Consider the following 12,722-nt stretch of genomic DNA (forward strand, 5'->3'; position numbering starts at 1 on the left):
TCGGCGGGCGAAAGCCGTCGAGAGTAGCGCCGAGTCACGACTCACGCACCTCCTCCAAGAGAGGGGCGAGGTCGGCAACGAGCAGGCCTTCGTCCGGGTCATGTTCGAGCGGCAGCCGAACGCTTTCGTCGATGTCGCCGGCCTGAATTCCGAACTTCCCCAATGCGCTCCGAAGCGTGACTGACGCACCGATGCCGCTGTCTCGGACAGTATAGGCGTCGGGGCCCGTACCACCACGGGCGATTCCGAGGCGGTTTGACTCGATGTCGACGTAGAACTCGACGCAGTCGACGTCCTTGAAGAACTGCTCGGTCGCGGTCTTGTTGAACCGGCCTTTCAGTTGCGTGTAGACGGCCAGTTGCGGCGTCTCGTGCGTGTTCCCGCCTTTCTTCCGGACGCGCTCGAAGCTCACGCCTCTTCACCTCCTTCGAGCGTCGCCTGCTCGCTCTTGTCGTCAGTTTCGGGGACGAATGCGACAGGGAGCAGTTCTTCGTCGACGAATCGGGCGAACTGCTCGGGCGTCCACGAAGAGTTGTGGATGGCGACGTAGCCGCTCTGATAGAGCACGCCGGTGGCCACGCGGCCCCGCCACGTCGTCTCGAACCCGATACCGATCTCCGACTGGATGGCGTCCTTCTTTGTCGCGTTGTCCCCGTATGCGATGTTCGTGTGGTCGACCTCGTAGTCGCTGTCGGCCGCCTGTTTCCGCCCAGCCATCCAGACGTCCCAGTTGCGGTCGTCGGCGTCACGCTGGTTTCGGACGAACTGTGGGACGTCGAACTGCACGCGGTCGACGTCGCGGTTCGTACGGGCGCGGATCGTCTCGAACGGGAACGTCGGATTCGTCCCACGCGTTTGCTCGGCGACGAACCAGCCCCCATCGTCAACGTCGGCGATCCACTCGGTCCAGACCTGCTCGCGTTCGGGGATACGCTCGGTCTCGATGCTGCCGTCGACGATGTGGATCTCTTCCTGTTCAGCGTCGACGAGCGACGCGACGCGGCCTTGCTGGACCTGTTTGTCATCGAGGTATCCGAACGTATCGCGGACGTCCAGCGTCGTGAAGCCGACCGCGCGGTAGTCTTCGAGCGGATCGGCGGCGGGACGACTGAGGAGTGCCATCGTCCCGGCGATCATGCCGCATCGACCTCCACGCGGACGCCGACGACTTGCTCGCAGTCGGGGCACTCGTAGCCGCCGTCCGAACGGCGTTGCATCTCGGCACCGTCGTTCCGACAGACCAACGCAACGTCCTGCCCGCCGTCGGTGGGCGTCACGCGCACCAGCCCGTCACCTGGGCGGTACACCTCGCCGCGGCGCTCGAGTTCGTCGAGGACTTCCTCGGCACGGTCGGGCGTGATGTCGATGCGCTCGGCCGCGTTCGAGACGACGTCGGCGACGGGCGCGCCCCGGTCGATGGTGTGGTCCGCGACCGCGTCCAGGACGGCCCGGGACGGGTTGACGGTCTGCCCGCCGTCGGTGACCAGGTCGTCGTACCGACGCGCTGACTCGTTATCGGTCGGGGAGACTTCGATACCCTCGGCGGCCGGGTGCCGCGCACGCGAACTGTGGCGGGCGTGGACGAGATCGAGTTCGTCACCCACATCCCAACTGCCATCCGGGAGTACGGCCTTCGCGTCGCCGTCGTCGTCCTGGTCGTCCTCGTCCGAGCCGTCACGCTCGTCGTCGAGCATGTGCTCGGCGAGTTGGAACTCGCCGCCGATCTCACAGCCGGGGCGGCCCTCCTCGTCGCGTGTGAAGTTCGAGCAGAAGCCCGCGCCCATCTCGTTGTGTTTACTGCAGAGCGGGAGGCCGCAGGACTGACAGCGGAAGTTGTGTGCGGCGTCGCCGCACTCGGTACACTGGTTCTCCCAGTCCGGGTCGGGATCCTCGTACTGCCGGCGGTGGATGTGCGACTCGGCGGCGGAGATGAACGGCTCGTCGAGTTCGACGACGTCCTCGGGGTCGACATCGCCGGGGACGTCTTGGCCGCCGTCGGTGACGAGCGATGGGTCGATCTCGTCAGTCTGGTCGGCGTGGCGCGCTTCGATACGGACGATGTGCGACTCGTCGGTCGCACCCTTGTGTTTCGTGACAGTCCGCTCGACCTCGGTCGGCGGTCCGTCGTGGTCGTGCGGGTGGCCGTCGGTGGTGAGCGTCCCCTCGAACTCGCAGTCGAGACAGACGAGCGCCCACTCCGTCTGGACGTCACTCATCCTCCCCCTCCAGCCGCATGGCGGCGAACTGCGCGATCTCGTGGAACGCCTCGGTCTGTTCGGTCGCGTTCACGTCCTCGGTCTCGCGGTCCCACGTACACGCGCCCGCCTCGACGAGTCGCGGCAGGTGCGTGTGGACCAGCGAGATCCGGACCGTGTCGAGCGACCGGCGCGTCCGGGAGGCGACGAACCCCGCGACGCTGTCGACCGTCGCGTGCGGCTGATCGGCGAGATACGCGATCACGGCCGCACGCGTCTCACTGGTGAGGACACCGTGGACGGTCGCGCGGTCGGCGGTGATCTTCGCGGTGGTGGTGCCGCCGTCAGTGACAGCTCGCTCCTCCATCGCCTGCAGTTGTTCGTGCGGGCGCACGCCGACCGCCTGTGGCCGCGTCGCGTGAGCGAGAATCCGCTGCTGTGCTGCCGTCTCCTCGGTCTCGTCTCCCTCGGCGGGCATCACTCCGCACCTCCGTCGGTCCGCACCGTCGTCGCGTTCGTGGCGCTGGGCGCCGTTTCGTCGCCGTCGACGATGGGGGCCGCGAGGTAGTCGACGTACGCGACGTACACCTCGCGCCCGCCCTCGGTCAGTTCGTACTCGTTGGTGCGCTTGTCGAGTTCGCGCTTCGTGACCAGGCCGTCGTCGACGAGTCTGTCGAGATTCGGGTACAGCCGGCCGTGGTTGATCTCTTTGCTGTAGTAGTCCTCTAACTCGCGCTTGATCGCGAGGCCGTAGCGCGCCTCGTCGGCGAGGACACGCAGGATCGTGTGCTGGAAGGCCGTCAGATCGCTCGCGTGGACCGAATCGGTTGGTTCTGCAACTGTTCCGCCGTCCGTCCTGAGGGAATGCTTTTCCCCTTGGTTGTGCGTATTGCTCATTGGGCTAACCCCGGTGGTTTCGCATCGTCGAACCCCCGTCCGAGGGGTTGGCCCATCCGACCGGCGTGTTCCAGCACGCCGGTTTTCTGCCGAGTGGATGGGACATTCTGTCATTAACAGTCCGCCTACATATAGCTTACTGAGCAAAGCTCATTCAGACTATGTAGAACGCATTTTGAATGCGCTTGGCGATGGATATAAGCAGGAAAGACGCGTAAAAATCGGCAACCGGTGTTGATATGAGCGTCGTAACAGACGGTTCGGACATGCGCCAGCGAGCGGACTGGATGTCGTACCCCGCCGACGACACCATTCTCGAACTTTTGCGGGACTACGGCAACCTCACGCCGTCCGCGATCGAGTCCCTCGGAGGACCGTCCAAGAGCTGGGCGCAAAACCGACTCCCCGTTCTCGCGAGATACGGAATGGTCGGCCGTATTCACCGGGGGCTCTATTACATCTCGACACTCGGCGTCGGTTACCTCGACGAACACGTCGACGCCACCGAACTGAGTGAACGGGATGAACCGCTGGGTCCCGAGGACCGGCCGGAGTTCGTCTACGTCACTGACAACGACGAGTGAGTCAGTCACTGGCGGCCTCTTTGTACGGCGTTCCATCACCGTATCGGAGCTGGACTTCTTCGCGACGGTACTGCTGTCGGTCGCGATGATCGGTCAATAGCGTGAACTCGGCGTCAACGTCCCACGAGCTCGCGCATGTCTGGCACCACCAGTGATGGTTGACCGGCTCCCAGTTCGCGTGCCCTCGCGGGCACCGGAACGCCTGGCGCTGGATCGTATCGTCGAGATTGATGACGATCGCGACTGTATCCTCTGCTGACATGCGCTTCGTGCTGACGGGGAGACGGATAAAAGAGGCGAGCCTTGGATGCGGAGTGAAAGTGAAGGAATCGGCGAAAGTATAACTGACAATAGGTTAGTATTGGTGAGATAACATTTACCACAGGACAGACCGTCGTCCGTGTTATGTCAGTTGCTGATAGTATCCCCGGGATGGCCGCGGGATCCACCGGTCGTAACGTGATTGTCGGTATCGTGTATCTGTTCGCCTTGCCGTTTCTCATCGCCCTCCTGCCGCTGACGCTCGGCGCGATCGTCGGCTTCAACGTCGGCGGCGTCGCGGACAAGCTCTCCGGGCTTCCGGGGGTTAGTGACGGCGGTGGCATTGTCTCCGGCGTCGCCGCGGCGGGGTTCGCGATGCTGCTATTCGTCGGCCTGGGTATCGCCATGCCGGCCGACGATACGAACGACACTCAACAGAGCATCGAGGATAGTGGCGCGACCGCGACCGACGCTGGTTCACAGGCGGCCGCGACGGCGACCGCGACGCAGACCGCCGCGCCGACCGCAACTGCGACGGCGACTGCCGAACCGACGGCGACGGCGACCGCGACGCCCGAACCAACACCGACGGCGACAGCGACACCCGCCCAGGACCTGTCGCATAGCGTCGGAGAGTCATTCACCGTTGGCTCCGGTGCGCAGACGATCGAGTACACCGTGACGGACGTCTCGACGACCGATCGCGTTGGGAGTGACGCCGTCGGCGAGGATGCGGACGGGCAGTTCGTCATCATCGAGATGGAGATGACGAACACCGGTGACGAGTCGCTCGACCTCTCCTCACGCCCGTTCACGCTCGTCGACTCACAGGACCGAGAGTTCGAGGTGGATACGATGGCGATGGGCTACACCGAGAACAGCATCGTCTTCGAGCAGCTGAACCCCGGACTCTCGAAGACCGGCGTGATCGTCTTCGACGTCAACCCCGACGGCGAGTACGACCTGCACATTGCGCCCGCGGGGATGTTCTCGACTGCCGAGACGCATACCGTCGATCTGGAAGGCGAGATACAATAGCGAACGAAGCTATTGGAATCCTCAGTTTGTGACAGAAATCGCGTGTTGAACTCAGAGTATTGAGTTCGGCATGTTGAATGGAGGTCACGAAAGCAGTCAACATGCCTGCAAACCCGTTATCGAGCGACACGTCGCCCCAGTACGAATACGAACAGAGCGATCAACAAACCACCTGCGAGAGATTCGAGCCCGACAAGCGCCTTCGATAGTAATCCGGTTGGATAGAGATCACCATAGCCGATCGTGGTGAACGTGATGATACTGAAATAGATGCTCTGGGCGAGAATAGGCAGGCTCTCGAATATGCCGCTTACCGATGGGTTGAGTGTCAACTGAAGCCGATAGCTTTCGTTTGTGCTATCAGCTGCGAACCCACCTAAAAAGGGGTACAGCAAACCGAAGAACATGATTGTAGTTACCCACCCGAGGAACAGACGTTTGAAGCTCTCACCATAGTTGGTGAGCCACTTACTGAAGGATGCAATTGCCCACTGTGAGTAGTTCTGTTCCCGGCAGTGGTTCTTTCGTTGGACTTCTTCCTTTCGGATATGGAATTGACGTGTACGTCCAGAGAGTGCGTTTTCCTCGTGGAGAGACTGGAGGCGTCGATAGGTCCACGCTGCCGCTTCGTAGGGATGAACATCGTAGTCGAACGTCTCCTTATCAGATGCAAGAATTTCAGCGGGTGAGTGTTCGTATACGCATTTCCCGAAGAAATCATCCCCCTGCTTGACAAACTGTGTGGCACTATTGATACGGGTATCTCGAAAAACAGTTTGGTAAAGGCGGGCATTGCGAAAGTTGGCCCCACGACACTTTGCTGCGCTTAGCACGGCGTCTTCAAGCGTGGCACCTCGGAGGATTGCATCTCGGAGGATGGCGGTTGAAAGATCCGCGTCGGTAAGATTCGCGTTCGGCATGTCGGCCTCTCTGAGATTCGTACCCGATAGATTGGCTTCCCCGAGGTCGGTCCCCGACAGGTCCGCTTCCTTGAGGTCAGCCCCCGACAGGTCGGCTCCCGCGAGGTGAAAGTTCGACAGGTCAGCATTTCCGAGGTCCGCTCCCGAAAGGTTAGTTTCCTCGAGATTTGCATCCGATAGAGCAGTCTCCCTGAGGTACGCACCTGGAAGGTCAGCTCTTCGGAGGTCCGCCCCAGACAAGCTGGTCATCCGGAAGTTCGCACCTGACAGGTTGGCTTCCTCAAGGTTGGCCCGTGACAGGTCAGCTCCCTCGAGGTCAGCCCCCGACAGGTCGGCTCCCGCGAGGTGAAAGTTCGACAGGTCAGTATTTCCGAGGTCCGCTCCCGAAAGGTTAGTTCCCACAACAGATACATTCGACAGGTCAGTCTCTCTGAGGTATACCCCCGACAGGTTGGCTTCCTCGAGGCCCGCTCCTGACAGGTCGACCTTTCGGAGATTCGTCTCTGACAGGTTGGCTTCCTCAAGGTTGGCCCGTGACAGGTCAGCTCCCTCGAGGTCAGCCCCCGACAGGTCGGCTCCCGCGAGGTGAAAGTTCGACAGGTCAGCATTTCCGAGGTCCGCTCCCGAAAGGTTAGTTTCCTCGAGATTTGCATCCGATAGAGCAGTCTCCCTGAGGTACGCACCTGGAAGGTCAGCTCTTCGGAGGTCCGCCCCAGACAAGCTGGCCATCCGGAAGTTCGCACCTGACAGGTTGGCTTCCACGAGGTCGGCTCTTGACAGGTCGGCCCTCCGGAGGTTCGCACCTGACAGGTTGGCTTCCGCGAGGTCGGCCTCTGACAGGTTGGCTTCCGCGAGGTCGGCCTCTGACAGGTCGGCCCTCCGGAGGTCCGCCATCAGCAGGTTGGCTTCCGCGAGGTCAGTTCCGGACAGGTCGGTCCTCCGAAGGTCAGCTTCTAGTAGGTCGGCTCCCCCGAGGTCGGCCTCTGACAGGTCGGCCCTCCGGAGGTTCGCCTCTGACATGTAGGCGAATTGGGGCTCTGACTCCGACAGATTGGCATCCTTGAGGTCCGCTCCTGACAGGTCAGCATTCCGGAGGTATGCTCCCGACAGATCGGCGTCCTTCAGATCTGACTCTGATAGATGGGCGTCCTCCAGGTCCGAACCCGACAGGTCGACATCTTTGAGACCCGCTCTTGAGAGGTCAACGAACTTGAGGTATGAACCAGACAGGTTGGATCCACCAAGCAAACAGTTGGAGAGGGAAATCGGTATATCAAATTTTGTTCCGACTAAGTACGCTTTGGGGAGTCGTTCTGGACCGTCACTCCGTGCGGATATGAGGCCATCAACAGGTTTGTTCTTAGTTTCAGCGTGCCAGATACAGTTCTCGCTATCTTCCCACGGTGGTCGCAGACAGACTACATCTCCAGAACCGGTCTCGGTCCATTGCGCACCGTCCACGAACTCCTTACTGTCCCAACCCCTAGGCTTGGGTAGACGATACCCGCACTGATCAGCTGATTTGTCCGTGGCCATACCAGTTATACATAGATGCGTGACGATAGGCGTTCTTCTGGTTACCCGAGAACGACCTAACTGACCAACCACCACAACTTCAATTAGGTGCCGAAAGGGCCGAAGCAGAAGGGATACTCCCAACTCGCGGGCCGCAGATTGAATCGGTACTTCTCCGGAATAAGCTTTCAGGCAGAATACCAGCTAGGAAAACAGAGGTTTCAGTCCCGCTGCCCGCCGTCGGTCGCGACGCGCCCGACCGACGCGTCGGCCTCGTTCACGCCCTCCAGCGAACAGCCGTGATCGTGGACGATCTCCCAGACAGTCTCGTCGCTGTTCCCGCACTCCGCGCAGCGATATCCCACGACCTCGCTGTTGTGCGCTTCAGCAACTTCCCCCTCTCGGATGTCCCGAATCGACGAGAAGTAACTCATCGCGGGGTCCCCACTGGCCCCCGACACCAACACGAGAAACTCGTGTTCGGGGCTGAGTTCGGGACTGTCGAGCCCTCGGTCCGCACCCGGCAGCGTCTCGTACAGCTCCCGGCCGTGCTCGCCGGCGAGGTCGCACGTCTCCTGGTGGACCAGCTGGCCCAGCGTCTCGTCGGCGTGGCCGCACTTGCGACAGCGGAACGCGAGCGTCTCGCCCTCGTGGATCCGCAGGCCGTCGACGTCAGTCGTCGCGATGAGCTCCTCGATGGCAACGCTCGGGAGGGGCCGACGCGCGACTTTCATCCCAGCGTCACCTCACCTGACAGGCGCACCACCGCGCCCGACAGCTCCTCGACGCCACTCAGCGTCAGCTCCTCGCTCAGGTAGTCGTCGAGCGCTTCCAATCGAATAGTCCCGTCTCCGGTGGGCTCGAATCGAACCTCGTGGTCGACGCCGTCGCGCGTCGTGTAGGCGACTTCGAGGTCGCGCCGCTGACCACTTACGGCACGCAGCGCCGCGGCGGCCTGTTCCCACGCCTCCGCATGGGCTTCGTGTCGCTCAGCTCGCGAGAAGTCGACCGGTCCGCGACCGTCGTGTTCGGCGGTGACGATTTCGGCGTGCTCGCGTGCCTGGGCGTCGAACGCCTCGGCGAGAGCAGTGAGATCGAGCATCTACGCGTCCTCCCTTGCCGCGTCACTCCCATCGTCGGACGGGCCTTCTGGTGCGCCCCATCCCTCTCGGAATTCGGCGAGCCACTGCGCGACGTAGTAGTCGACCGCAGCAGCGAGCGGGGCGTCCGTCGCTGCGACCGCACGGAACAGACTCGCCCGCGTGTCTTCGTGGATGTCGGTGTCGCCGGCGAGGTCGCCCTCCAGCTCGGAAGCGAGCCAGCGCACCTCGGCCAAGCGCTGGTACACCTCGTCCTGCGACAGCATCTCGAACTCGTAGTAGGTCATGTCGCCGGCGTCGACGCGATCGCGCTCGGGCTGGTACGGCTTCGAGCCCGCGTACTCGAGTTTGTGGGCGAACGTCATGCCGTCAGCACCTCACGTTGTTCGAGGCCGCATTCGTCGCACTCGTAGAACTCGACTCGCGTCTCGGGGTACTCGGCGCCGTTATCGTCGACGAGGACGACGATACCGCCGCAGTTGCGACAGCGCTCCATCAGTCCTCCCCCTCCACGCGCCGCAGGTCCACGTTTCCGGCCGGCCCGTCGCCGAGGAAGCGCTGCGTGCCCGGGACTTCTCCAGTCAGCGGGTTGACGACGTCGGCGACGACGTACGTGGTCGCGTTCGCCCAGTCGCCTTCGAGTTCGGCGAGATGCTGGGTGATCGTGTCGCCGTCGCGGGTCCGGACGGTCCGGGCGCCGACGCGCTGGACGTCAAGCGGTTTCGTTCGGTCGCCGACGCGGACGCGGTCGCCCACGACGAGGTCCGCGACGGTGTCGATGCGTTCTTCTGCTCTGGATTTCGTAGTGTTCATCGCTGGGTCCGGTCTCAGCACAGGTCACGTGTCTCAGCACGTGGCCGTCTTCTGCGACGGCGCCCTGTGCTTACCCAATAGTACGCCAGCCGAATGCATAAATGTATGCATAGTATGCAACTTGTAATAGTGCATACTCTTATGCAGTTGAGCATACAAAGGCATGTGTAGAGGTACTATGAATGCAGACATCGAATCGCCGGACATGTCGGATACCTCTATCCGCGTGTCGAACGAACTCGCCGACGAACTCTTCGACCGGAAACGGCGAGGAGAGAGTTACGAGGACGTCATCTGGCGACTCATCGAACAGGCGGACGACACCGAGGAGGACGGTGATGCCTGAGACAGGATACCGCGAAAAGTGCCTTCGGGAGAAGGGCGAAGAGTGCGCAGATTGCGGGGCGACTGAGGACATCCATGTTCACCACAAAGACCGGGATAGATCGAACGACGATCTCGACAACCTCATCCCACTCTGCAAAGAGTGCCACGACGGGCGGCACTACGGAGAACGTGCTGAACGGATGTCTGGTCCACAGAATGTGCGCAACCGGAGAGCACCGAAGCGAGCCGAGGACAAGACAATCGAAGAGGCTGTACTAGACCTACTCCGTGAAGGGCGCGTCACCGCGCCGTACGCTGCCGATGAGACGGGGTACAGTCTACAGTACGTTCGCGACGTCCTCGGACGACTTGTCGAACACGGCCACGCACGCAAGGTCTACCAAGGACTCTACGAGTTCGTCGACGACCCAAGAGAGGAGGAGGATGACTAACAATCTCAACTGGCCGCCGAACTTCGAGCGGACACCCGAGGGGGAGCGCACACGGAACAATCCTACGACGTCTCCCTCTGAAGGCGTTCTCGAATCTCGAAAACGAACCCGACCGCCTCAACGTCGACGACTATCACTACAGCAATGATTGAGGTTGACTCGCCACTCTCAGGGACCACGGCTCTCAACCGGGGGGGTTGAGCGGTTACTCCCGACCACGGATTCGCCGGATCGCGGTCACAAAGCTGTTGACTGGTCCTCGGGGGGGCGAGTTCGACATCTCCATACCCCAGTCGGACCCCTTATGCGACTTCTCTTCGCCACAGTCACTCGAGGTCATTTCAGGTGTACCTACAATCGGGTGCGTGTTGAATACTTCGATTTGTATGACATGTATAACTTATAGAATGAGAGAATGTCGGGGTTTCACCGAGAATCCGGCTTCAGAGTGTTGAATATGCCATCTGAAGAGTACACCATCCCGCCTAAGACAGCAGCGAGGAACCCTTCAGCTGCAAGCATTCCATAGGAAATTCCAGCGCCTCGGATTTGAATTGCACCAACGACGATTCCTCCAGCAAAGAAAACAATACCAGCAATTGCGATCGCCATTGCCCACGTAATTGCGTAGGAGTTGAACTGGTGAACCTTCTGGTTATGGGTAACCCAGTCACAGTATTCCGCATGTAGTTTCTCGTAGAAACCTTTGTACGTTTTATCGCTGTTTCCGTCCGCTTCAACTCTTGAGAGGTCAATCCCCATCTCAAACGAGGAAGATGTATAGGCCATCGCAGCTACAACTGATGATCCAAGTAGCGCCAAAGCACCAAGAGCGGTGTGGGCGTTCAGGAAATGGGAGGTAGCAATCGCGTCTGTCCGAATCGACAAGGAAAGGGCACTACTGAGAATACCAAGAACGAGCAGATTCAGACGGAAAATTCCTACTGCCTTCTGGTCTTCTCGATGGATCTTTTCTATTTGTTGGTCCATCGTGTGACGCGCCTCCCGGCAGGCAGCTTCAAGTTTCAACTGCGCTTCGTCCCCTCCATTCCCGGACATACATGAGGGAATTCCGTGGGCGGACTATAGTGTTATGGAATTATCATTAGATTCGAACAGGTAGGTTATCAAATTAGCTGTTACCGCTCCACGCCGTAGTCTATGTCTCCTCATCACCGAGGTCGCAGGCCCACCGGTAATGGGGATGGACCCAATCGGACTCATGAATATGCGCGTCAATCCACGATGCCGGATCGCTGATTTGCCGCCACAACACCTCACTCTCCTCAAGATAGACACCGTGCTTGTCGAACGGGGTTGATTCCAGCGTTCGAGATGCGGTATTGAACAACACGGCCCGCTCACACTCGTCTACGAGCGCGACGAGTCGCGAGCCCTGGTGCGTTCCTCGATGGGTTTCACTGAGCTTCGAGTAGAGATCGGTGTAGAGTTCGGTCCGGTCCGTAGTCGGCAGCTGCTAGTCGATCGCCATATCGGTGGATCGGACGGGGACCTAAAGACGCTCAGCCATGGGTGCGGAGTGAAAGTGGACAAATCGGTGAAACTAGATGGGATACACTCAGCCAAATGCCTATCGTCCCTGTTTCTCAAACTTGTGGAGCGATTCCGTGATAAAGCTGGAAATCCCAACACAAGCAACGACGAACAACTGTAGATTTTCGACCCGTTCAAGCATGAACTGGCGGGTGAGGTAGTAGAACGGCTCCCCTTTCGAGATATACGATTGCTGCAGCGCGACGCTGAAGAACTGAACAACGAATACGGCTATTATTCCGACGGTGATGAGTAGAATAAGATGAGCGATTAGACGGCTGCCGATGGGCCCCTTTTGAACCATGACCTTCGGTTTCAGTCCGGGGTTCTAAAAGCCGATGCTGAATACTTTTGCTACTACCTGCTTAAACTGAAACTGAATCTACTTTCACTCTCCTTGGCGGACCTATTCGTTCTCGCCGTCCAACACGACCAGCATGGGCAAGACGAACCCAACGGTACGCGACAAGATACAGGCGTACGAAGACTCGCTCACGAACTTCAGACGCGCGATGCCGGTCGAAACCCAGCAGTATTTCGACGCGGTGTTCGACCGGATCCACGGGTACGGCGCGCCACTCGGTGCTGCGAACCCCATCCAACCGAAAACGGAGATGTTACTCGCTGCTGTGATCGACCAGGAGCGAGAGATCCAGCGCCTCCAGGAACGGGTCGAAGAACTGGAAAGCGAGTAGCTGAAGAGCTGGCTAAAATACACCGTTTAATACACCGAATATAGTGGACACAAACATAAGTAGCCATTTGAATATCGCCCATAGCCTTCTCAACGCCGTCCGCAGCCATTTATTTGGCAAATATATTTGGGTGGCGAGACTATAGAAAATCCCAATAGACCAGATTCCTGCTTGTTCGAGCCGCGAAATCTCTGTATCCAGCATAATAGCCAGCATCAGATACACAATAGAAGAACCGATTAAAAGTTCAGAAATCCATTCTATATCTATTTCTGCGAGCGTTTTGAGCGTCAACTTCGCGTTTACCATACTAGCTATTCGAGATTCAAATATAAATACCCACTAGACAGATCAACTGTGTTGCCACTGAT

At 59.7% G+C, this 12,722-nt stretch carries 18 protein-coding genes; 5 read left to right on the forward strand and 13 right to left on the reverse strand.

What is annotated here, in order from left to right; translation table 11 throughout:
• Positions 1-34: 34 nt before the first annotated feature.
• The 5 genes from BM310_RS05810 to BM310_RS05830 are packed head-to-tail and all read right to left on the reverse strand — an operon-like array spanning position 35 to position 3,092.
• The gene (locus BM310_RS05810) at positions 35-412 is read right to left on the reverse strand and encodes a hypothetical protein (protein ID WP_089805484.1); all 378 of its coding nucleotides are present in this window, start codon (positions 410-412) and stop codon (positions 35-37) included.
• Positions 409-1,137 carry a hypothetical protein gene (locus BM310_RS05815; protein ID WP_089805486.1) on the reverse strand — a complete coding sequence of 243 codons (729 nt, stop codon included), beginning with the start codon at positions 1,135-1,137 and terminating at the stop codon, positions 409-411. Before BM310_RS05815 ends, BM310_RS05810 begins: the two co-directional genes overlap by 4 nt.
• On the reverse strand, positions 1,134-2,216 hold the full coding sequence (locus BM310_RS05820; protein WP_089805488.1) for a hypothetical protein: 1,083 nt from the start codon (positions 2,214-2,216) through the stop codon (positions 1,134-1,136). Before BM310_RS05820 ends, BM310_RS05815 begins: the two co-directional genes overlap by 4 nt.
• On the reverse strand, positions 2,209-2,673 hold the full coding sequence (locus BM310_RS05825; RefSeq protein WP_089805491.1) for a DUF7344 domain-containing protein: 465 nt from the start codon (positions 2,671-2,673) through the stop codon (positions 2,209-2,211). Before BM310_RS05825 ends, BM310_RS05820 begins: the two co-directional genes overlap by 8 nt.
• A complete protein-coding gene (locus tag BM310_RS05830; protein WP_089805493.1) occupies positions 2,673-3,092 on the reverse strand; it encodes a PadR family transcriptional regulator in 420 nt (139 codons plus the stop codon). The genes BM310_RS05825 and BM310_RS05830 overlap by 1 nt, the downstream gene beginning before the upstream one ends.
• Positions 3,093-3,331: 239 nt before the next feature.
• Here BM310_RS05830 and BM310_RS05835 point away from each other — a divergent pair, with 239 nt between their 5' ends.
• Positions 3,332-3,676 carry a hypothetical protein gene (locus BM310_RS05835; RefSeq protein WP_089805495.1) on the forward strand — a complete coding sequence of 115 codons (345 nt, stop codon included), beginning with the start codon at positions 3,332-3,334 and terminating at the stop codon, positions 3,674-3,676.
• Position 3,677: 1 nt separating this feature from the next.
• Here the strand turns inward: BM310_RS05835 and BM310_RS05840 are convergent, their stop codons facing one another.
• Positions 3,678-3,938 (reverse strand): hypothetical protein, encoded by a 261-nt coding sequence (locus tag BM310_RS05840; RefSeq protein ID WP_089805497.1) that lies wholly within the window; start codon positions 3,936-3,938, stop codon positions 3,678-3,680.
• A gap of 143 nt (positions 3,939-4,081) precedes the next feature.
• Between BM310_RS05840 and BM310_RS05845 the strand changes: the two genes are divergently transcribed.
• Positions 4,082-4,975, forward strand: coding sequence for a DUF4352 domain-containing protein (locus tag BM310_RS05845; RefSeq protein WP_143105112.1), 894 nt, complete (start codon positions 4,082-4,084; stop codon positions 4,973-4,975).
• A 116-nt stretch (positions 4,976-5,091) separates the two neighbouring features.
• On the opposite strand, the gene BM310_RS05850 is transcribed toward BM310_RS05845, so the two are convergent.
• From BM310_RS05850 to BM310_RS05870, 6 genes are all read right to left on the reverse strand, one after another.
• Complete coding sequence (locus BM310_RS05850; protein WP_089805502.1) at positions 5,092-7,431, reverse strand: pentapeptide repeat-containing protein; 2,340 nt, start codon at positions 7,429-7,431, stop codon at positions 5,092-5,094.
• Between the two features lie 200 nt (positions 7,432-7,631).
• Positions 7,632-8,144 (reverse strand): hypothetical protein, encoded by a 513-nt coding sequence (locus BM310_RS05855; RefSeq protein ID WP_089805504.1) that lies wholly within the window; start codon positions 8,142-8,144, stop codon positions 7,632-7,634.
• Positions 8,141-8,512 (reverse strand): hypothetical protein, encoded by a 372-nt coding sequence (locus tag BM310_RS05860; RefSeq protein ID WP_089805506.1) that lies wholly within the window; start codon positions 8,510-8,512, stop codon positions 8,141-8,143. The genes BM310_RS05855 and BM310_RS05860 overlap by 4 nt, the downstream gene beginning before the upstream one ends.
• The gene (locus BM310_RS05865) at positions 8,513-8,875 is read right to left on the reverse strand and encodes a hypothetical protein (protein ID WP_089805508.1); all 363 of its coding nucleotides are present in this window, start codon (positions 8,873-8,875) and stop codon (positions 8,513-8,515) included.
• Positions 8,872-9,006 carry a hypothetical protein gene (locus BM310_RS21825; protein WP_281246517.1) on the reverse strand — a complete coding sequence of 45 codons (135 nt, stop codon included), beginning with the start codon at positions 9,004-9,006 and terminating at the stop codon, positions 8,872-8,874. The genes BM310_RS05865 and BM310_RS21825 overlap by 4 nt, the downstream gene beginning before the upstream one ends.
• Positions 9,006-9,323, reverse strand: coding sequence for a hypothetical protein (locus tag BM310_RS05870; RefSeq protein WP_089805509.1), 318 nt, complete (start codon positions 9,321-9,323; stop codon positions 9,006-9,008). The genes BM310_RS21825 and BM310_RS05870 overlap by 1 nt, the downstream gene beginning before the upstream one ends.
• A 205-nt stretch (positions 9,324-9,528) precedes the next feature.
• Between BM310_RS05870 and BM310_RS21265 the strand changes: the two genes are divergently transcribed.
• A complete protein-coding gene (locus BM310_RS21265) occupies positions 9,529-9,669 on the forward strand; it encodes a hypothetical protein (RefSeq protein WP_177232540.1) in 141 nt (46 codons plus the stop codon).
• Positions 9,662-10,102 (forward strand): HNH endonuclease signature motif containing protein, encoded by a 441-nt coding sequence (locus tag BM310_RS05875; protein WP_089805511.1) that lies wholly within the window; start codon positions 9,662-9,664, stop codon positions 10,100-10,102. The genes BM310_RS21265 and BM310_RS05875 overlap by 8 nt, the downstream gene beginning before the upstream one ends.
• A 426-nt stretch (positions 10,103-10,528) precedes the next feature.
• Here BM310_RS05875 and BM310_RS20865 read toward each other — a convergent pair whose 3' ends face one another.
• Complete coding sequence (locus tag BM310_RS20865) at positions 10,529-11,161, reverse strand: hypothetical protein (RefSeq protein WP_143105113.1); 633 nt, start codon at positions 11,159-11,161, stop codon at positions 10,529-10,531.
• A 932-nt stretch (positions 11,162-12,093) separates the two neighbouring features.
• On the opposite strand from BM310_RS20865, the gene BM310_RS05890 reads away from it, so the two are divergent.
• The gene (locus tag BM310_RS05890; protein ID WP_089805517.1) at positions 12,094-12,351 is read left to right on the forward strand and encodes a hypothetical protein; all 258 of its coding nucleotides are present in this window, start codon (positions 12,094-12,096) and stop codon (positions 12,349-12,351) included.
• Positions 12,352-12,722 lie beyond the last annotated feature (371 nt).

The organism is Halogeometricum rufum (assembly GCF_900112175.1).
In the GTDB taxonomy this organism is placed as follows: domain Archaea; phylum Halobacteriota; class Halobacteria; order Halobacteriales; family Haloferacaceae; genus Halogeometricum; species Halogeometricum rufum.